Source organism: Cupriavidus sp. PB-02 (assembly GCF_058252315.1).
Genome location: NZ_CM177695.1, coordinates 741,017 through 759,940, shown reverse-complemented (window position 1 = coordinate 759,940; position 18,924 = coordinate 741,017). Strand labels below are relative to the sequence as shown.

The following is an 18,924-nucleotide window of genomic DNA, read 5'->3' as shown; positions in this document are numbered from 1 at the left end:
CAGCCCATCGAACAAACATAAATAGAGAAACGGAGACAAAACATGGAACGACGCGAATTCCTGGCGCTGCTGGCGGCCAGCACGATGCTGCCCAGCACCCTGCAGGCCGCCCCGGCCGTGACCAAGGTGCTGGTCGGCGCCACGCCAGGCGGCGGCACCGACTTGGTGGCCCGCGCGCTGGCCGCTGAACTGGAGCAACGCCTCAAGCATCCCTTTATTGTCGAGAACCGCGGCGGCGCGGCCGGCAATATCGCCGCGACCGCGGTGGCCAAGGCCGACCCCGACGGCGGCACGCTGCTGCTCAGCTACACCAGCCACGCCATCAACCCCGCGCTATTCGACAAGAAGCCGTTCGATCCGATCAAGGACTTCACGCCGATCTCGCTGATCGCCAGTTCACCGCTGCTGCTGGTGTCGCGGCCCGACCTGGGCGCGAACAACGTGCGCGAGCTGATCGCGCTGGCCAAGTCCAAACCCGGCAAGCTCAGCATCGCCGTGGCCGGCCTCGGCAGCGCCAACCACCTGGCCGGCGAGATGCTCAAGCATGAGGCCGGCATCGACCTGGTCAGCGTGCCGTACAAGGGCGCGGGCCCTGCGGTGGCCGACGTGGTCGCCGGCCAGGCCGACCTGCTGCTGGGCAATGTCGCCACCGTGCAGCCCCTGCTCCAGGCCGGCCGGGTCAAGGGCCTGGGCATCAGCAGCCTGAAGCGGCTGGCCACGTTCCCGCAGATCGCACCGATCGCCGACGTGGTACCCAATTTCGATTACAGCTCGTGGTATGGCCTGCTCGGCCCGGCCGGCATGCCGGCGGACCTGGTTGCGCAACTGGAGAAATCCGTGCGCGCCGCGGTGGCGTCGCCGGCCATGCGCAAGCGCCTGACCGGCGAAGGCCTGGTGCCGGTGGGCAACGATGCCGCCCAGTTCACGCAGTTCCTGCAGAGCGAGATCGCGCGCTGGGCCAAGGTGGTGGCGGTTACCGGGGCGAGGATGAGCTGAGCCCCGCAGAAGGAAAAAAGGCCGCACCGGATCACGGTGCGGCCCTAACTGAACGGGACGAGCACTCCCCCGTTCAGACCTCCAGTTCCTCCAGCACCCGACCCTTGGTCTCGATGCCCAGGAAATGCACGGTGATGGCCGCCAGCGCCGGCACCACCGCCAGCGCAAAGAAGGCGACGCTGAGGTTGCCGCTGCCGATGGTGCCGGCAATCAACCCGGGCGCAAAGATCGCCGCCAGCTTCAGCCAGGCTCCGCCCAGGCCGCAGCCCATCGCGCGCACGCTAGTCGGGTACAACTCCGGCGTATAGACATAGGCGGTGATAAAGCCGCTCGCGAGGAAGCCCATCGCCAGCGCACAGAAGGTCGCCACCACATATACCGAGGAGGCGTGGAACACGCCCGCCAGCACCAGCGACAGCGCGCACAGCAGGAACGACACGTTGATCACCGGCTTGCGTCCGACCTTGTCGACGATCATCGCGCATACCAGCGAACCGACCACACCCAGCACCGAAGCACCGGCGGCAAGGTTCAGCGCCAGTTGCAGCGGCGCGTGGTACACAGTCTTGTAGACCGTAGGCAGCCACGTCGACAGCCCGTACTGGATAAAGCCGCAGGTCGCCCACAACATCCATACCGCCAGCGTGCGGCCGAGGTAGGCCTTGCTGACCAGGTCACGCACGCGCCGGCGCGGGTGCTGGGTCATGCGGTCGTAGCTGCTGGCATTGACCGGCGGCGGCAGCGGACCCCTGGCGCGCGCCTCGAACGCACGCAGTGCGGCATCGGCTTCGTCAAGACGGCCTTTCTCCGCCAGCCAGCGCGGCGATTCCGGGATCACGCGGCGCAGGATGAAGAACAGCACCAGTGGCACGCCGCCGATGAAGTACATCACCTCCCAGCCGTAGTGCGGCACCAGCCAGGCGCCAACGCCGTTGGACACCATCAGGCCGATCGGGAACACCACCTCGTACAGCAGCACGAAGCGCCCACGGCCATGCGCGCGCGTGACTTCGTTGATATAGGTGGCGGCCACCGGCAGCTCACCGCCAAGGCCGAGGCCCTGCACGATGCGCAGCAGCAAGAAAATCTCGAATGACGGCGCGAAGCCGCAGGCAATGCTCATCAGTCCGATGATGCCCGCGCTCCAGCCGATCGAACGCAGCCGGCCGAAGCGCTCGGCCAACCCCGGGAACAGCAGCGCGCCGACCAGCTGGCCGACCGAAGGCGCCGCGATCAGGAAGCCGATCTGGCCTGGCGTCAGCGACCACTGCGCGATCAGCAGCGGCAGCGTGGCGGCGATGGCGATGACGTCGAAGCCATCGAAGAAGGTGGCCAGGCCGATCAGCAGCCGGGCGCGGATATGCATGGCGTTGCCCGGCATGCGTTCGATGCGGGCGACGATGTTGCCGCGGGTGACGGGGCCGGTACGGGCAGTTGCCGTGGCAGCGCCCTGGCTGGCGCTGTCGGCCGTGGTCACGATACCTGCGGTGGCGGCCACCGGCGCGCCGGGCGGCGCTGCGTCTTGTCTCTGGGTCAACACGGGACTTCTCGTTTGATTCGTGGGGGTGGTTTGCTCCCCTCTCCCGCTTGCGGGAGAGAGGCCGGGGGAGAGGGCTGGCGTTCGCGATCGGCATCCACGCGTGGAACTACCACCCGGCGGCCTTTGAAGAGGAGATCGGAATGTGGCAGTGCGTCGCCTGCGGCCAGCGCTTGCCCTCTCCCCCGCCCCTCTCCCGCACGCGGGAGAGGGGAGCACCCAGTCGCGAAATTACAGGTCCAGCACCAGGCGATTGCCCTTGCAGCCGGAGACGCACACCATCATGGTCTTGTTGCTGGCGCGCTCGCTGTTGCTCAGCACGCTGTCGCGGTGGTCCGGGCAGCCTTCCAGCACGGCGGTCTCGCACGAACCGCACACGCCTTCGCGGCAGCTGTAGTCCATCTCCACGCCGGCATCGAGCAGTGCGTCCAGCAGCGACTTGCCCGACGGCACCTTGACGGTGGTACCGGTGCGCGACAGCGACACCACATACTCGCCCTCCTGCACCGCCTCGGTCGACGGGTCAGCGGCAAAGCGCTCGATATGGACATTCGGATAGCCGTGCGCTTCGCAGGCGGCCTCGAATGCCTTGAGCATCGGGCCGGGGCCGCAGCAGTAGAAGTGCGTCTGCGCATCCTGACCGGCCAGCATTGCCTTCAGGTCAGGCGGCACGCCAGCCTCGTCATCGAAGTGGAATCGCACCGCATCGCCATGCGCCGACAGCGCCTCGACAAACGCCGCCTCGGCGCGCGAACGCGCACAGTACAGCAGCGTGAACGACTTGCCCAGCTCGGCCAGCCGGCGCGCCATGCAGACGATCGGCGTGACGCCGATGCCGCCGGCGACCAGCACGGTGTGCGCGGCGGACTCGTCCAGCGCGAAGTTGTTGCGCGGCGCGCCCACGGTCAGCGTGGTGCCCACGCGCAGCTGCTCGTGCACATAGCGCGAGCCGCCGCGGCTGCCGCGGTCCAGCAGCACGCCCACGGTATAGCGCTGGCGCACTTCCGGCGCACCGCACAGCGAGTAGCTGCGCACCAGGCCATTGCCCAGGTGCAGGTCGATATGGGCGCCCGGGCTGTACTCGGGCAGGGTCTTCCCTTCGGGATCTTGCAATTCGATGCTGACCACGCCGCGCGCTTCGTAACGCATGGCCTGGACACGCAGGGTCAGGGACTGGTGGGCACTCATGCTGCTTCCTTCGTTTCCGCTTGCTGCTGACTTACCGCTTCTCGGTCAGGAACTTGCCTGCCGGTCCGCCCGCGTTCTTCTGGCGGCGGGTGTTGCCGTCGATGCCGCCCTCGATCGCCCACTCGGCGAACATGGTCGGGCCAGGCTCGAAGGCGCGCGGCTCCCAGTGCTCGTCGAGCTGGTCTTCGTCGGCGTAGTACTCGATCAGGCCGCCGGCCGGATTCTTGAAGTACCAGAAGTAGGCCGACGAGATTGGGTGGCGGCCCGGGCCGAGCTGCGTGTCCCAGCCCTTGCGCGAGACGTGCATGCCGCCGCCGAAGACCTCGTGGATGTCGCGCACGGTGAAGGCAACGTGGTTCAGGCCGCTCTTCGGTTCCGGCAGCTGCAGCAGGAACAAGTCATGGTGACCGCCGTCCGCCGTGCAGCGCAGGAACGCGCCGCGATCCGGATAGCGATCCGACGGCACGAAGCCGAACTTCTCGACATAGAAGCGCTCCGTGGCCTTTACGTCTTTCACGAAGAACACCACGTGGCCCACCTCGATCGGCGTGGCGTGGTCGTAGATCGGGCTGCGCTGGTTCAGGCGCGGCTTGTCGTTCCATGTGTTCATCAGCGCGCATTCGACCTGCACGTCATGCTTGCGCGTGACCTGGAAGCGCACTGCCAGGCCGTTCGGGTCGGTGCAGCCGATGCGCAGGGTGTCACCCTCGCCTTGCTTCACATAGCCCGGTGCGTCGGCAATTGCGTCCGCCAGATGGTCGAGCGATGCCTGCGAGTCCACGCCCCACACCACTTCGCGCAGCGAAGGGCCGGCTTCGATGGCGGGCGGCAACGTGGCGTCGTCGATGCGGCGCACCAGCACGCGGCAGCCGTTCAGCGTTTCGAAGTCCAGGCCCTGCGCGTCGTCGCGCTTGATGGCCAGGCCCCAGTCCGAGAAAAAGCCACGGCAGGCGTCAAAGTCATCCGCGCCGTAGACGATCTCGTCGATCCCCAATACCTTGATCATTGCTAGCTCCAGCCTGCCGGGTTCAGTGGTTGGCCCACGGCAGCGGTTGTTCGTTCAGGCCCCAGTACACGCTCTTCTGCTCCATGTACTGCAGGATGCCAAGCCGTCCCTTCTCACGGCCCAGGCCGCTGTCGCGCCAGCCGCCGAACGGCGTCGCAATCGAGAACTGCTTGTAGGTGTTGATCCACACATTGCCCGCCTGCAAGGCCCGTGCCACGCGCCAGGCGCGCTTGTAGTCGCGCGTCCAGATGCCGGCGGCCAGCGCGTAGACGCTGTCGTTGGCCTGCGCGATCAGGTCGTCCTCGTCGTCGAACGGGATCGCCACCAGCACCGGCCCGAAGATCTCTTCCTGGCAGATGCGGGCGTTGTTATCCAGCCCTTCGATGATGGTCGGCGTGTAGAAGTAGCCGTTGGGCAGGCCAGCGACCTCGGGACGCAGCCCGCCAGTGCGCAGTTGGCCACCCTCTTCCACGCCTGCTGCCACGTATGACTCGATGCTGTCACGGTGGCGGTCGGTGATCAGCGGCCCCATCTGGGTGCGATCGTCGGCGGGGTCGCCCACGCGCAGGTGCGCCGCGCCCGCGGCCAGGCGGTCGATAAAGGCCTCGTACTGCGAGCGCGCCACGAACAGGCGCGAGCCGGCGATGCACGACTCCCCCGACGAGCTGAAGATGCCGTACAGCACGCCGTTGACCGCGTGGTCCAGGTCGGCATCGTCGAACACCATGGTCGGCGACTTGCCGCCCAGCTCCAGCGACACCGGCATCATCTTGTCGGCGGCGATATGGGCGATGTGCTTGCCGGTGGTGGTGCCGCCGGTGAACGACACGCGGCGCACCAGCGGATGCTTGGTGATGGCGTCGCCGATCACCGAGCCCTTGCCGGGCAGCACGCTGATCAGGCCCTTGGGCACGCCGGCCTCTTCGCAGATGCGCGCCAGTTCCAGCGCCATCAGCGGCGTGACCTCGGCGGGCTTGACCACCACGGCGTTGCCGGCTGCCAGCGCGGGCGCCATTTTCTGTGCCTCGCTGGCGATCGGCGAGTTCCACGGCGTGATCGCCGCGACCACGCCCATCGGCTCGTACACGCTCATGGTCAGGCAGTCGCCGCGCTGCGGCGTGATGGTCTCTTCCAGCGTCTCGCAGGCGGCGGCAAAGAACTGGAAGGTGCCGGCGGCGCTGGCCACCAGCGCGCGCGTCTCGCTGATCGGCTTGCCGTTGTCCAGGCGCTGGCGCTGGGCGAGCGGCTCGGCTTGCGCGCGGATCAACTCGGCAACGCGATAGAGGACGGCAGCACGCTCGTGCGGCTTGCGCTGGGCCCAGCCGCTGGTGAGGAAGGCCTGATGGGCGCCCTGCATGGCTTCTTCCACGTCCGCCAGGCTGGCGGCGTTGAGTTCGGCCACCACTTCGCCGGTAGCCGGGTAGCGCGTGCCGTAGCGGTCGCCGGTCCCCAGGCGCCATTCGCCCGCGATGCAGATGCGGAGTACTTCTTGTGGGTTCATTGTCGTTGCCTGCTAAGTCTGTGGGGCGCGTGGAGCGCGACTAGATCGAGACCGCGTGGGCGCGGTTGCCCAGCGCCCGCACCACGCTGAACACCGTCAGCGCGGAAGTCTTGGGATTGGCCGCGAGCGGCTTGCCGCGCATGGTCAGCTCGAAGCCGCCAAACGCGCCGCGCGCTTCCACGTGATGCACGTTCTCAACCGCATGCGGATCGGCCAGCAGCTTCACCGACGTGCGATCCAGCCCGAGCCCGGCCAGCGAGACCGTGGCGGCCACGTTGGCGTTCTTGGGATAAAGACGCGCCGCGTCACGAGCGCTGCCTTCGAAGATCACGGTCGGCTCGGTCAGCGCATCCAGGTCGAACAGCTGCTCGGCCGGCGTGCCGACCCAGGCGCGCGCCGGCTTGCGGCCGGTGTAGATGACCTCGTCCAGGCCGCCGACACGCGCCGCTGCCAGCGCGTCGATGGCGCCGATCGCGCCAGACAGCAGCTGCACCTGCGTGCCGCCGCGGCGCGCGGCTTCTTCCAGCCGCTCGGCCATGCCGGGTTCGGACAGCGCGCCCACCGACACCACCATGCACGGGATGCCGCGCTCCAGCGCCGGCACGATGTGCTCTTCCAGCGCATGGTGGCCGGCACACTCGACCAGCAGGTCGGGACGGCCGTCGCTGTCGTTCAGGTGCGTCGCCACGCGGACGCCTGGCGCCAGCGCGGAGAGCGCGCCGCGTGCTTCGTCCATCGTGCTCTCGGGCACGATCACCACGTCGAACACGACATCCGGATCGCTCTTGAGCAACTCGAGCACGCCGCGGCCGATCGCACCGCACCCAATCATGGACACATGCAGCATTTTTCTGGTCTCCCTCAGGCGCTGACGGTGGCCTGTTCCGAAGCCGGGGTTTCCTTGTTCACCGGCGGGCCGGCAAACACGGTCTTGAAGCTGCCGATGGACAGCATGTCGATTTCCAGCAGGAACGGACCGGGCTCGATCGTGGCCTGCTCCAGCGCGGTGCCGATCTCGGCCAGGCTGCTGACGCGTGCATGGCGCAGCGACAGCGACTTGGACAGTGCGGCGTAGTCGGGCGTATGCAGGTCTACGTAGTGACGGCGGCCGCCATACTGCGCGTCCTGGATGTTCTTGATCACGCCGTAGCCCTTGTCGTTCATCAGCACAATGACCATGTCGGCACGTTCCTGCACCGCAGTCGCCAGCTCGCCCAGGTTCAGGATGAAGCCGCCGTCGCCGGCCAGCGTGAAGGTCTTCTTGCCCGAGGCCGTCGCCGCCGCGCCGATGGCGGCGCCGATGCCCATCGCCAGGCCCTGGCCGATGCCGCCGCCCAGCGCATGCACGCCGGCACGCGAGTCGAAGATGCGCAGCTGGCGGTTGCCCCAGGTGCTGTTCGACACGGTCACGTCGCGCACCCAGTTGAAGTTGCGGCCGACCGCTTCCTGCAGCGCCTGCACCAGCGCCGAGTACGGGCCGAGGCCATCGACCAGGCCGTTGACGGCGACGTCATGCGCGCGGCGCAGGTCGGCGGCAAAAGCCGGGTCGACCTTCATGCGGCCTTCCAGGCGGTCGGCCAGCGCATCCAGCGCCAGCGCGGCGTCGCCGCTGACAAAGCAGTCGCTCTGGTAGCAGCGGCCTTCGGCGGCCGGGTCGGCGTCGATGCGCAGCAGCGGGCGCGGCAGCTTCAGTTCGTACTTCAGCGTTTCATTGCCGCGCAGGCGCGAGCCCACCACCAGCATTGCGTCGCAGGTCTGGTAGAAGTTCTCGACCGGCTTGTGCAGGTTGAAGGCGCCAAGCGTTCGGGGATCGTCTTCCGCCACGATGCCGCGGCCCTGCGTGCTGGTGACCACGCCGAAGCCCAGGTCCATCAGGCGGCGCACCTGCGCCGAGGCGTGGCGCGCACCGCCACCCAGCCACAGCAGCGGACGCTTGGCATTGGCCAGGCGCTCGGCGAGCGCGTCCAGCGCGTGCGTCGACGGCACGTGCTTGGGCACCGACAACGGCTGCAGGTCGGCCGGCAGGTCGATCAGCGCGGCCTGGATGTCGATGGGGATCTCCACGCTGACCGGGCCGGTCGGCGCCGTCAGCGCGGTCTGCACCGCCAGCTTGATGGTGCTGATAGCGGTATCCGCGCTGCGGATGCGGAAGGCGGCCTTCGACACGGCCTTCAGCATGGTGAGCTGGTCCGGCGCTTCGTGGATGTAGGCCAGGCTCTGGTCCAGGTACGGCGTCTCGATCTGGCCGGTGATATGCAGCAGCGGCGTGCCGGCGGTCAGCGCTTCCACCATGGCGCCGGCGGCATTGCCCGCGGCGGTGCCTGTGCTGGTCAGGCACACGCCCAGGCCGCCGGTGGTGCGGGCATAGGCATCGGCCATGTTGGTGCCGCCCGCTTCGCCGCGCGCCGGCACGAAGCGGATCTTGCCGCGCTCGCCCATGGCGTCGAGGATCGGCATGTTGTGGATCGAGATCACACCGAATGCAGCCTTGACGCCGCACTGTTCGAGAAACGCCGTGATGGCGCAGCCCACGGTGACCTGTTGTTGTTCGTACTGTTGCTGATTAGGCATGACGGGAGTGTCCTCCGGAGATATCGATATGGCTGCCCGTGGTGTACGAAGACAACGGCGAGGCAAGGAACAGGATGGCGCGGGCTGCCTCGACAGGCAGGCCCAGGCGGCCAAGGGGAATATGTTTCTGCTGGGCCAGGCGCGCGGTCCACGCGGCCCAGTCCAGGTGGCGGTCTTCTTCGGGGCGCGCTTCAAAGCGGCGGCGCCACTGGCCCGATTCGACCAGCCCGATCAGGATGCCGTTGACGCGGACACCCTTGGGCGCGAACTCGGTGGCCATCGAGCGCACCAGGTTGAGCACACCAGCGCGCGCAGCGGAGGTCGCCACCATGTGCGGCTCCGGCTGCTGCGCCAGCAGCGAATTGACGCACACGATGGCGCCCTGGCTGGAACGTTCCAGCTGCGGCAGGAAGGCGCGCGTCGGGTGGATCACGGAGAAGAACTTGAGCTGCAGTTCTTCCATCCAGGCCGCGTCCTCGGTGTTCGCGAAGGTGGAGACACGACCCTGGCCGGCGTTGTTGACCAGCATGTCGGCGTTGCCCAGCGTGGCCTGCACGGCGGCGGCAAAGGCAGCGACCTGTTCAGGCTTGAGCACGTCACAGGTGGCGGCAAAGAGCCGGCACCCGGCAAACTTCTCGCGCAGCTGCGCTTCGGCGCTGCGCAGGCGGGCTTCGTCGCGGCCGCACATGGCGACGGCGGCACCCGCTTCGAGCAGCAGTTCGACGGTCGCCAGCCCGATGCCGGAGGACCCGCCGGTAACGACGGCAACCTTGCCGCCGAGTTCAATCATGGACATTGTCCTCACTCCCGATACAGATTCACCACCTTGCCGGTGCTGTGCAGCGACGGCCGGTAGTCGAGCAGGCGCGACAGCTCGCCCGCGGTAAGCCTGACCTGCTCCACCATCGCGTCCAGTTGTTCCGGATCGATATGCGCGGCGGGGATGGTCGCGCCCAGCGCCGCCACCACCTTGCCGCTGCGGTCGCGCACCGGCGCCGCGATGGTCGAGATGCTGGCTTCGAAGAAGCCCTCCTGCAGCACGTAGCCGCGTTCGCGGTCACGCTGGACGATGCCGTGCAACGCATCGACCGTTCGCGGTGTGCTGTCGGAGAAGACTTCGAGATGGGTCTCCGGATACAGCGCGCGCAACTCCGCCAGCGACAGGTCTTCCAGCAGCACGCGCCCCAGCACCGTGGCATGCGCCGGCAGGCGCGTGCCGACGTTGACCGAGCTCGCGAACGGCCGCGGCGACACCGCCTTGGCCACGTAGACGATCGAACGCCCGTCGCGCACCACCAGGTTGGTGGGGTAGCCGATCTCGTCGCGCAGCCGCTCCAGCACGGGTCGGCCCAGCTCGGTCAGCTCCAGCGATGCCAGGTACTCGAACCCGAGCCGCAGCACAGCCATGCCGAGCCGGAAATCCCGGCCGCCGTCGGCACGCTCGACAAAGCCCAGCATTTCCAGCGTGGCCAGCAGGCGGAACACGGTCGAGCGCGGCACCTTGAGCCGGCGCGCCAGTTCCGCGGCCGACATGGTGCGATCCTTGCTGCTGAACTCGCCGAGCAGGCGCAGGCCGCGCTCCAGGCCCGGGACGATGTACTTGTCCGGAGTCTCGTTGGCAGCGGCTTGCGTGGCTGGGATTGCGTTCGTGCTCATGGTCAGTGCTGGCGGACGGGCGGATGCCGGCATCAGCGCTTGATCTTCGACAGCGGGTGCTCGGGCGGGTACGTCGGCGTGATCGGCTTCTTGGCGCCGAGCATCACGCACATCAGCGCGTCTTCCTCGCCGATATTGATTTCCTCGCGGTAGACGCCCGGCGGCACCGAAACCAGGTCGCGGTCGGTCAGGATGGTTTCGTAGCGCTCGCCGTCCTTTTCCAGGATCAGCTTGACCTTGCCGCGCAGGATGAAGAACACCTCTTCCACGTCGGTGTGGATATGCGACGGGCCTTCATGGCCGGCCGGGATGATCATGGTGGAGAAGGTGAAGTTCTCGCTCGGCACGGTATTGGTGTCCGCGGCCACGCCGGTGCCGCCGGTGCCGAGGTAGCGCATCTGCGCGCGGCGGTACTTGGGGTCGTAGTCGGCCTGGAACTTCAGCGCGTCCCAGTCGTACTTGCGCGTGGCGAAGCGCGCGACGCGGCCTTCCATCCACTGGTCGAACGAGGCGCCGGCCGGTTGGTCCCAGGAACGCTTGATGTTTTCTTGTTGGGAAAGATCGCTCATTTGGATTCCTTGTGTTTTCCGTGGATCGGTGATCAGTGCATGACAAAGCCGCCGTTGACCGCCAGCGTCTGGCCGGTCACGAAGCGGGCAAGATCGGAGAGTGCGAACAGCACCGCGCCGCAGACGTCGTCGGGCAGCTGCTCGCGCGAGATCGCGCGCTGTTCGCGATACAGGTCGTGGCGATGCTGGGGCACGTATTCGGTCGCTTCCACCAGCGTCAGGCCGGGCGCCACCGCATTGACGGTGATCTGGTCGCGGCCCAGTTCGCGGGCGAGCGAACGGGTCATGCCGATGATGGCGCTCTTGCTTGCCACGTAGGCCAGCAGGTTGGGCGCGCCCCACAGCGGCGTGTCCGACGCCAGGTTGACCACCGCGCCGCGGCCGCTGGCGCGCAGTGCCGGCAGGCAGGCGGCGGTCATCAGCCAGGTGCCGCGCACGTTGACGTTCATCACGCGGTCCCAGGTGGCGATGTCGATGGCGCTGGCGTCGCGCCCGCCGGAATCGGTCACGGCGGCGTTGTTGACCAGGCCGTCCAGGCCGCCCAGCGCCTTGACCGCGGCCTCGGCACAGGCCTGCACCGAGGCGGGATCGGCCAGGTCTACCGGCACCGGCACCACCTTCAGGCCACGGGCGCGCAGTGCATCGGCTTCCTGCTGCAGGCGCTCGGCCAGGATGTCGGCCATCGCCACCGAAGCACCCGCTTCAGCCAGCGACTTGACGAAGGCCAGGCCCAGGCCGCGCGCGGCGCCGGTGACCAGCACCTTGCGGCCGGCCAGCAGCGTGTTGTTCGTGAGGGCCTCAGGCATGGCTGGCGGCTCCGGCGGCTTGCGCGGGTTTCAGCATGGCGACCGGCTCATCGGCCACTTCCTGGTCGGCGCGGCGCTTCAGCAGCCGGCGCACGCGCGTGATGCCGGCGTCGTGCTGGTACAGCATCTCGTGATCGCGCGCATTGGGCGCCATCATCTCCAGCACCACGCGGTCCTGCTCCAGCACGTCCCAGTGCAGCTGCTCCAGGCGGTTGCGATACAGGAAGCGCCACACATCGCGCTCCCAGCCCTGCACGTGGCGGGTACGCCAGAAGAACACCATGCAGTGGTCTTCATCGACCGGCGTGGCCATGCCGACGATGCCGAACGGGCCGCCGGGGCCGACCTTGGCGCGGTACGGGATCGCCAGGCGCAGCCACAGCGTGCCGGTCTCGCCGAATTCCACCCAGTCGAAGTTGACGCCGCGCTGGCCGGTCTTCTCGAATACCAGGCCGTGCTCGGTTTCGCGGATCTGCATCACGGCGGACTTCTCGCCGCTGGCCATCGAGTGCGACACCGCATGCAGATAGGCGCCGTGCATCGGGTCCATCACGTTGTCGATGGCATAGCGGTAGTTGCAGTCCCAGTGCGCCACACACAGGAAGTTGCTGTGTTCTTCGCTGACCAGTTCTTCCGGCAGGCGCAGCTCGTCGGGGCTGCCCTCGCCTTGCGGGGCCTGGTCGCCGAACCACAGGAAGATCGCGCCGGCCTTCTCCTGCACCGGGTAGCTGCGCACGCAGGTGCGACCTTCCAGCGGGCAGCTCTCGACCGCCGGCACGCTCTTGACCTGGCCGTCGCCACCGACTTCGACGCCGTGGTACCAGCAGGCGACGCGGTCGCCGAGGTTCCAGCCCATCGACAGGCGCGCACCGCGGTGCGGGCAGCGGTCTTCCAGCGCGTGGACCTGGCCGGCGCCATCGCGCCACAGCACGATGTTCTGGCTCAGGCGGGTGATGCCGATCGGGGCATGGGACACCGCCCACGAGGCGGCGACCGGGTACCAGTAGTTGCGCAGGCCGGTGTTCAGGCGGGCTTCGGCGCGGGCTTGCTTGTTCGATTCCATGTTGTTCTCGCTACGACGCGTTTCGTGGAGGGCGGGCGGGCCGGGGCTCAAGCGCCAAGCCGGCGCATTTCGGCCAGGAAGCGCTCTTCGGTCCAGGGCTGGCCGTCGACGCCGAGGAAGCCGGCGGCATTAAAGGCGCGCACGATGTCCTGCGGGTTCTGCGCGCCGCCCTCGAACGCGGCTTCCAGGGCATCGCCCAGCGCGTTCTCGTAGGCGGTCGCGGCGCTGGCGCGGGTCTGCCAGACGATGTTGGCGACCTTGCCGGGTTGCTCGATATGGCCCTTGCCTGCGACGTTGTTCGGCGCCGGACGCTCCCAGGGCACCAGGTTCGGGTTGTACGAGAGGCTTTCCATTGCGCTTTGCTCCATGTCTTGCAGCTTGGGGGACCGTGTTCCAACGTCGTCCGGATGCGCCTTGCTTTGCGTCCGTCATGTTTTACTAATGAAACACTGGTTTAGATATTGAACACAGGTACGACTATAGACAACGTCGCCTTAAAAATTGACTGGGGTTAACCCGCGGAATGCGCAGCGATGTGGGACGGGTGGCGCAACGTGCGCGCCGATGGCGGCGATGCGGGGCACCGCCGCTATTGGGTCAGGATTAAGAGGCCTGGTCGGCAGGCAACGCGGCCCGGATCAGGCGGGCGGTGGCGGCCGCCTGATCGATATAGCAGGCGTGGCCGGCATCCGGGATCAGCGAGAACGGCAGCCCGAAGCGTTCGGCGAGCGTGCCGCATGCAGGCGGCGTGGTGACCACGTCGCGGCTGCCGCAGGCGATCTGCGTCGGCGGCGCTGCCGGGCGGCGCGCCAGGTAGGCGTCGATATCGTCGCCGCACAGCATGGCGACCGCCTGCCGGTAGCCGTCCGGGTTCAGCCGCTGCATGTTCCAGCGCACCCAGGCCTGGGCGCCGGGGTCGGCCTCCTCGCTCAGCAGGCGGGCCGGGCCGCGCTGCGCCAGGCCCTCGACGCCGAGGGATTCGAGCGCTTCCAGCCGCTGGCGCGCCACCTCCTTTGCCTGCGCTTCCTTGCCCGGGCCGCCGTAGCCCTGCGCCACGCTGAGCAACAGCAGTCGCGCCGGCAGGTTGCGCGCATTGGCGACATAGGCCGCCGCCATCAGCGCGCCGAGCGAGTGCCCGACGATCAGCGCGGGCTGCACGCCGAGCGCCTGCAGCAGCCCGTCGAGCCGCATCGCATAGTCGGCCGCCAGCGGCCGCGGCTGCGCCAGTGGCGTCGAGTTGCCGTAACCCGGCGCGTCCCAGGCGATCACCCGCGCCTGCGCGGTCAGCAGGCTGGCGCACGGCAGCCACGAGGCAGCGCCGGAACTGATGCCGTGCAGCAGCACGATCACCGGGCCGCTGGTGCCGCCGCTGCGGTAAGCCACCTGCGCGCCGTCGGGTCCGACCTGCGCGACCCGCTCCGCAAACCCGCTGTCAAGGGCTTCCAGCAACTGCCGGTCCGGTTGTGCCGGGATGTGGGGCTGTCTTTGTTTCATATATAAAACCTAGGTTTGCAAATAAAACCTTTGAAGCATAGGCGTCGGCCTGGCGAAGTGGGATCAGGGTTAACGATAGTGTCGAAATCCTCTGTCATGGACTGCTTCGGCATGGTGCATGTGCCGGTTCGCGCGCGCCTCGCAGCGCCGGACCCTGTCATCCGGCGCAATGCCTTTGTTAATGCGGATTTCAAGCTGACCCGGCCAAGCGGCGGACGCGGCCACGCATGCCGCTCCCTGCACTGCCAGTGCTCACCCGTCGCACTCGCCGGGTGCAGAACCAGCCGGCCAATGCCGTCGTCGCGCGACCGCACTAGGGATAACCCTCCTCACAGTTTAAGGAAAGTCGCGGCTATATTTTCATCAACGTTTCTTAGGTTGTTTGACGTTCCATATATAAAACATACAAGAGGCTGAAGCAGCATTTTTCACCGGTTCCCATGGGCCGCTGCATCAAAGCCCCGCCAACGGGACATGGCTGCCCTGACTGCATCGCCCTGGCCCGCCTGCCCGCGCAGACCCATAACGAGGAGAAGAACCTGCCCACCACAAGCCTGCCCTGAAGCGCGGCCGCCATCGAAGCGGCCCGGACCACAAGACGATTACAAGACGGAAAACTGGAAGGAAACTGGTAGATGAAACTTGCACGAATCGCCGCGGGCCTGGCCGCGGCTTTCCCCCTGCTGGCCTCGGCGCAGTCCTCGGTCACCCTGTACGGGGTCATCGATACGGGTGTCGAGTACGTGAGCAATGTCGGCGCCAACGGCGACGGACTGGTGCGCATGCCCAACCTGACCGCCACCGTGCCCTCGCGCTGGGGCATCCGCGGTACCGAGGACCTGGGCGGCGGACTGAAGAGCATCTTCGTGCTGGAGTCGGGCTTCTCGCCGGACTCGGGCACCTCCAACCAGGGCGGCCGCCTGTTCGGGCGCCAGGCGCTGGTCGGGCTGACCAGCCAATATGGGCAACTTTCGTTCGGCCGCCAGTACACGATGCTGTTCTGGGCTCTCCTGGACAGCGATATTCTCGGCCCCAACGTGTACGGCTCGGGCTCGCTCGACAGCTACCTGCCCAATACGCGCGCCGACAATGCGATCTCGTACAAGGCCAACTTCAGTGGCTTCGTGCTCGGCGCCAACTACAGCTTCGGGCGCGATGCGGTCAACGCCGGCCCGAGCCCCTCCGGCACGAACTGCGCCGGCGAGAACGCCGCCGACAAGAAGGCGTGCCGCGAGTGGTCGGCCATGATCGGCTATGACAACAAGACCTGGGGCGTGACCGCGGCATACGACTCGCAGCGCGGCGGCCCTGGCGCGTTCGGCGGCCTGACCAACAGCAGCCTGACCGACGACCGCCTCTCGGTGGGCGGCTACATGCTGCTGAAGCGCACCAAGCTCGGCGCCGGCTGGATCCGCCGCGACAACGAAGGCAGCCCCACGCCGATCAGCGACCTGTACTACGCCGGCGTGTCCTACGACATCACGCCCGCGGTCAACCTTGCCGGCCAGGTCTACTTCCTGAACTACCACGGCAGCGACAACCAGGCCATGCTGTATACGCTGCGCGCGATGTACAGCTTCAGCAAGCGCACCTCGGTGTATGCGACCGCCGGCTTTATCAACAACGGCGGCCAGCTGGCGATGTCGGTCAGCGGCGGCTCGCCCGGTTCGAACCCGCGTCCGGGCGAGAACCAGTGGGGCTCGATGGTCGGCATCAAGCACATTTTCTGAGTCCGGCGGTCGCCCGGTGCCGCGCAGGCGCCGGGCTCTCCCCAGCCATGCGGCCCCCGGCCCTGCCGGGTGCCCAGTTTTCCCGAGGTCTGAACATCATGAAGTCTGCACGCCGCAAAGTACTCGCCACGCTGGCCGCCGCGACCGCGCTGGTCGCCACCGCCACCGGCACTGCCCTGGCCCAGGGCGCATACCCGAACAAGCCCATCACCATCGTCGTCGCCTATCCGGCCGGCGGCGATGTCGACGTCCTGGCCCGCCTGTTCGCGGAGAAGCTCGCCCCGCGCCTGAAGCAGTCGGTGGTAGTGGAAAACCGCACCGGCGCCGCCGGCACCATCGGCAGCGCCTACGTGGCCCGTGCCAACCCGGACGGCTACACGCTGCTGCTGGCACCCAACACCGTCGCCATCGCGCCGCTGGTGCTCAAGGCCGGCACCGGCGCCAGCTACGACGTGCAGCACGACTTCACGCCGGTCGCGCAGATCGGCACGCAGTCGCTGTTCGTGGTGGTCAACAAGGGCACCGGCATCACCAAGATGAGCGACCTGGTGGCCCGCGCCAAGGCCGGCAAGGTGGAAACCTATGCCACGCCGGGCAACGGCTCGCCGATGCACATCATGGGCGAGCTGTTCAACAAGTCCGCCGGCATCAAGATCAGCCAGGTGCCCTACCGCGGCCTCGCCCCTGCCATCGTCGACGTAATCGGCGGCCAGGTGCCGGTGACCTACGTCACCTACGGCGCGGTCGCGCAGTACGTCGGCAACGGCAGCCTGGTGCCGCTGGCGGTGGCCGACCAGAAGCGCTCGCCGTTCGCGCCCAACGTGCCGACGCTGGCAGAGCTCGGCTACAAGGATGTGGAGATCGGCGCGTGGCAGGCATTGCTGGGACCCAAGAACATGCCGGCTGACGTGGTGCGCCTGCTCAACACCCACGTCAACGAGATCCTGAAGATGCCCGACGTGGTGTCGCGCATGGCGACCATCGCGGTGACGCCCGCGGGCGGCGAGCCGGCAACGCTGTCGAAGCTGATTGCCGCCGATACCACGCGCTATACCAAGATCGTCAAGGAGTTCGGCATCCAGGCCGACTGAGGCAGCGCACCGGCTTCGGCTTGCGCCGCTTCGCGGCAGCAAACCGTGTGCGGCTGGGGTAACCGGCAAAGCAAAAGCCCGCCAACTATGGCGGGCTTTTGCTGTGGGCGTACTGGCTCAGTTCACCTGCCGGTTCATCCCTTCCCAGAACGGCTCGCGCAGCTTGCGCCGCAGCAGCTTGCCCGACGGATTGCGCGGCAGCGCATCGACGAAGTCGATACTCTTGGGCACCTTGAATCCCGCCAGCCGTTGCCGCGTCCACGCGATGATGCCGTCGCGGTCGGCTTCCAGTCCGGGCTTGAGCACGACGATGGCCTTGACCGCCTCGCCCCACTTCTCGTCGGGCACGCCGATCACCGCCACGTCCGCCACCTGCGGGTGGCCGTAGATCGCGCTCTCGACCTCGGCCGGATAGACGTTCTCGCCGCCGCTGATGATCATGTCCTTGACGCGGTCGTGGATGTACAGGTAGCCCTCGGCATCCATGTAGCCGGCGTCGCCGGTGCGCAGCCAGCCTTCGGCGTCGATGGCACGCGCGGTCTCTTCGGGCTGCTTCCAGTAGCCGGCCATGTTGTGCTGCGCGCGCACCACCACTTCGCCGACTTCGCCCGGCGCCAGCTGGCGCCCCTCGTAGTCCACCACCTTGAGTTCGACACCCGGCAGCGGCTTGCCGGCAGCCCGCATGCGCGGCACCTCCTCGGTGGTGTGGTCCTCGGGCGGCAGCGCCACGATGGTGCCGGTGGTCTCGGTCATGCCGTACTGCTGCACGAAGCCGCAGCCAAACACCTCTATGCCCTCGCGCAGCAGCGCCGCGGGAATCGGCGCGGCGCCGTACAGCAGGTACTTCAGGCGCGAGTAGTCCACCTGCCGCGCGCGTGGATCGCGCAGCACGATCTGCATCGCGGCCGGCACCATGAACAGCTTGCTGATGCGTTCCTGCTCGATGAAGTCGAGCACCGCGCGCGGGTCAAATTCGCGCGCCACCACGCCCTTGGCGCCGGACAGCAGGTTGCGCAGCCCCCAGCCGGAGCCGCCGATATGCGCCACCGGCATCGCCACCAGCGAGATGTCGTCCGCGGTCCAGTGCGACCACGGAATGCTCTCGCGTTCGCTGACTTCAGTGCCAATGGTCAGGTTGCGGTGCGTGAGCATCGCGCCCTTGGGCCGGCCGGTGGTGCCGGACGTATAGAGCTGCAGCACGACGTCGTGCGCCGCCGGATGGTGCGCCGGTGGCGTGGCGGGCTGCGCATCGCGCCAGGCGGTGTAGCAGGGGCGTTCGGCCAGCTCCGCGCAGGGTTCCATGGCGATCACCTTGCGCACCATGGGCAGCGCCGGCAGCAGGCGCGTCACCAAGGCCGCGGATTCCGGCCCGACGAAGAGCACCACCGCATCGCAATGCCCGACGATGAACTTCACCTCCGGCGGCGCCAGCCGCCAGCTGACCGGCGTCATCACCGCGCCGCACTTGCCCGCGCCCAGCAGCAGTTCGAAGTAGTGATCGCTGTTCTTGCCGATGTAGGCGATGCGGTCGCCCACGCCGACCTCCTCGGCCAGCAACGCCTGCGCCACGCGGTCGGTATTGCTCTCGAACCCGGCATAGGTGGTCAGCCGGCCTTCGAACGAATACGCCGCGGCGTCGGGCCGCAGCCGGGCAAAATGGCGGACTGCAGCGGGCAGCGTCGCCAGGTAGCTGAATTCCATCCGCGTCTCCGTGAT

The 18,924-nt window shown here is 67.7% G+C and carries 17 protein-coding genes; 3 read left to right on the top strand and 14 right to left on the bottom strand.

The window, feature by feature from the left end; all coding sequences use genetic code 11:
• Window positions 1-42: 42 nt before the first annotated feature.
• On the top strand, window positions 43-996 hold the full coding sequence (locus tag AC10V3_RS24185) for a tripartite tricarboxylate transporter substrate binding protein (protein ID WP_022537945.1): 954 nt from the start codon (window positions 43-45) through the stop codon (window positions 994-996).
• Window positions 997-1,069: 73 nt separating this feature from the next.
• Here the strand turns inward: AC10V3_RS24185 and AC10V3_RS24180 are convergent, their stop codons facing one another.
• The 13 genes from AC10V3_RS24180 to AC10V3_RS24120 form a co-directional block, all read right to left on the bottom strand.
• Window positions 1,070-2,473, bottom strand: coding sequence for an MFS transporter (locus tag AC10V3_RS24180; protein ID WP_374063736.1), 1,404 nt, complete (start codon window positions 2,471-2,473; stop codon window positions 1,070-1,072).
• A gap of 291 nt (window positions 2,474-2,764) precedes the next feature.
• Complete coding sequence (locus AC10V3_RS24175) at window positions 2,765-3,721, bottom strand: PDR/VanB family oxidoreductase (RefSeq protein WP_022537943.1); 957 nt, start codon at window positions 3,719-3,721, stop codon at window positions 2,765-2,767.
• 31 nt (window positions 3,722-3,752) lie between these two features.
• The gene (locus AC10V3_RS24170; protein WP_490924091.1) at window positions 3,753-4,727 is read right to left on the bottom strand and encodes a VOC family protein; all 975 of its coding nucleotides are present in this window, start codon (window positions 4,725-4,727) and stop codon (window positions 3,753-3,755) included.
• 22 nt (window positions 4,728-4,749) lie between these two features.
• Window positions 4,750-6,228: an aldehyde dehydrogenase gene (locus AC10V3_RS24165; RefSeq protein WP_022537941.1), complete on the bottom strand. Its 1,479-nt coding sequence runs from the start codon at window positions 6,226-6,228 to the stop codon at window positions 4,750-4,752.
• A gap of 40 nt (window positions 6,229-6,268) precedes the next feature.
• Window positions 6,269-7,075 carry an aspartate dehydrogenase gene (locus AC10V3_RS24160; RefSeq protein WP_022537940.1) on the bottom strand — a complete coding sequence of 269 codons (807 nt, stop codon included), beginning with the start codon at window positions 7,073-7,075 and terminating at the stop codon, window positions 6,269-6,271.
• 14 nt (window positions 7,076-7,089) lie between these two features.
• A complete protein-coding gene (locus AC10V3_RS24155; protein ID WP_490924090.1) occupies window positions 7,090-8,799 on the bottom strand; it encodes a thiamine pyrophosphate-binding protein in 1,710 nt (569 codons plus the stop codon).
• Window positions 8,792-9,595, bottom strand: coding sequence for an SDR family oxidoreductase (locus tag AC10V3_RS24150; RefSeq protein ID WP_041681712.1), 804 nt, complete (start codon window positions 9,593-9,595; stop codon window positions 8,792-8,794). Before AC10V3_RS24150 ends, AC10V3_RS24155 begins: the two co-directional genes overlap by 8 nt.
• A 5-nt stretch (window positions 9,596-9,600) precedes the next feature.
• On the bottom strand, window positions 9,601-10,455 hold the full coding sequence (locus tag AC10V3_RS24145) for an IclR family transcriptional regulator (protein WP_041681960.1): 855 nt from the start codon (window positions 10,453-10,455) through the stop codon (window positions 9,601-9,603).
• Between the two features lie 32 nt (window positions 10,456-10,487).
• On the bottom strand, window positions 10,488-11,024 hold the full coding sequence (locus tag AC10V3_RS24140; RefSeq protein ID WP_022537936.1) for a cupin domain-containing protein: 537 nt from the start codon (window positions 11,022-11,024) through the stop codon (window positions 10,488-10,490).
• A 32-nt stretch (window positions 11,025-11,056) separates the two neighbouring features.
• Entirely contained in the window at window positions 11,057-11,830 is a 774-nt protein-coding gene (locus AC10V3_RS24135) for an SDR family oxidoreductase (RefSeq protein ID WP_022537935.1), read from the bottom strand.
• Window positions 11,823-12,893, bottom strand: coding sequence for an aromatic ring-hydroxylating dioxygenase subunit alpha (locus AC10V3_RS24130; RefSeq protein ID WP_022537934.1), 1,071 nt, complete (start codon window positions 12,891-12,893; stop codon window positions 11,823-11,825). Before AC10V3_RS24130 ends, AC10V3_RS24135 begins: the two co-directional genes overlap by 8 nt.
• Before the next feature lie 47 nt (window positions 12,894-12,940).
• Window positions 12,941-13,246, bottom strand: a complete 306-nt coding sequence (locus AC10V3_RS24125; protein WP_374063702.1) for a recombinase-like helix-turn-helix domain-containing protein — start codon at window positions 13,244-13,246, stop codon at window positions 12,941-12,943.
• Between the two features lie 250 nt (window positions 13,247-13,496).
• On the bottom strand, window positions 13,497-14,387 hold the full coding sequence (locus AC10V3_RS24120; protein ID WP_022537932.1) for an alpha/beta fold hydrolase: 891 nt from the start codon (window positions 14,385-14,387) through the stop codon (window positions 13,497-13,499).
• A gap of 635 nt (window positions 14,388-15,022) precedes the next feature.
• On the opposite strand from AC10V3_RS24120, the gene AC10V3_RS24115 reads away from it, so the two are divergent.
• Together AC10V3_RS24115 and AC10V3_RS24110 are read left to right on the top strand one after the other, a co-directional pair.
• A complete protein-coding gene (locus tag AC10V3_RS24115) occupies window positions 15,023-16,117 on the top strand; it encodes a porin (RefSeq protein WP_490924089.1) in 1,095 nt (364 codons plus the stop codon).
• A 98-nt stretch (window positions 16,118-16,215) separates the two neighbouring features.
• Window positions 16,216-17,208 (top strand): Bug family tripartite tricarboxylate transporter substrate binding protein, encoded by a 993-nt coding sequence (locus AC10V3_RS24110; RefSeq protein WP_022537930.1) that lies wholly within the window; start codon window positions 16,216-16,218, stop codon window positions 17,206-17,208.
• Window positions 17,209-17,325: 117 nt separating this feature from the next.
• Here AC10V3_RS24110 and AC10V3_RS24105 read toward each other — a convergent pair whose 3' ends face one another.
• Complete coding sequence (locus tag AC10V3_RS24105) at window positions 17,326-18,909, bottom strand: fatty acid--CoA ligase (protein WP_454752750.1); 1,584 nt, start codon at window positions 18,907-18,909, stop codon at window positions 17,326-17,328.
• Window positions 18,910-18,924: the final 15 nt, after the last annotated feature.

Excerpts from the sequence above, each read along its gene's own strand:
- AC10V3_RS24185 (WP_022537945.1), top strand. The coding sequence starts at position 43 with ATGGAACGACGCGAATTCCTGGCGCTGCTGGCGGCCAGCACGATGCTG.
- AC10V3_RS24175 (WP_022537943.1), bottom strand. The coding sequence starts at position 3,721 with ATGAGTGCCCACCAGTCCCTGACCCTGCGTGTCCAGGCCATGCGTTAC.
- AC10V3_RS24170 (WP_490924091.1), bottom strand. The coding sequence starts at position 4,727 with ATGATCAAGGTATTGGGGATCGACGAGATCGTCTACGGCGCGGATGAC.
- AC10V3_RS24165 (WP_022537941.1), bottom strand. The coding sequence starts at position 6,228 with ATGAACCCACAAGAAGTACTCCGCATCTGCATCGCGGGCGAATGGCGC.
- AC10V3_RS24160 (WP_022537940.1), bottom strand. The coding sequence starts at position 7,075 with ATGCTGCATGTGTCCATGATTGGGTGCGGTGCGATCGGCCGCGGCGTG.
- AC10V3_RS24155 (WP_490924090.1), bottom strand. The coding sequence starts at position 8,799 with ATGCCTAATCAGCAACAGTACGAACAACAACAGGTCACCGTGGGCTGC.
- AC10V3_RS24150 (WP_041681712.1), bottom strand. The coding sequence starts at position 9,595 with ATGTCCATGATTGAACTCGGCGGCAAGGTTGCCGTCGTTACCGGCGGG.
- AC10V3_RS24145 (WP_041681960.1), bottom strand. The coding sequence starts at position 10,455 with ATGAGCACGAACGCAATCCCAGCCACGCAAGCCGCTGCCAACGAGACT.
- AC10V3_RS24140 (WP_022537936.1), bottom strand. The coding sequence starts at position 11,024 with ATGAGCGATCTTTCCCAACAAGAAAACATCAAGCGTTCCTGGGACCAA.
- AC10V3_RS24135 (WP_022537935.1), bottom strand. The coding sequence starts at position 11,830 with ATGCCTGAGGCCCTCACGAACAACACGCTGCTGGCCGGCCGCAAGGTG.
- AC10V3_RS24130 (WP_022537934.1), bottom strand. The coding sequence starts at position 12,893 with ATGGAATCGAACAAGCAAGCCCGCGCCGAAGCCCGCCTGAACACCGGC.
- AC10V3_RS24125 (WP_374063702.1), bottom strand. The coding sequence starts at position 13,246 with ATGGAAAGCCTCTCGTACAACCCGAACCTGGTGCCCTGGGAGCGTCCG.
- AC10V3_RS24120 (WP_022537932.1), bottom strand. The coding sequence starts at position 14,387 with ATGAAACAAAGACAGCCCCACATCCCGGCACAACCGGACCGGCAGTTG.
- AC10V3_RS24115 (WP_490924089.1), top strand. The coding sequence starts at position 15,023 with ATGAAACTTGCACGAATCGCCGCGGGCCTGGCCGCGGCTTTCCCCCTG.
- AC10V3_RS24110 (WP_022537930.1), top strand. The coding sequence starts at position 16,216 with ATGAAGTCTGCACGCCGCAAAGTACTCGCCACGCTGGCCGCCGCGACC.
- AC10V3_RS24105 (WP_454752750.1), bottom strand. The coding sequence starts at position 18,909 with ATGGAATTCAGCTACCTGGCGACGCTGCCCGCTGCAGTCCGCCATTTT.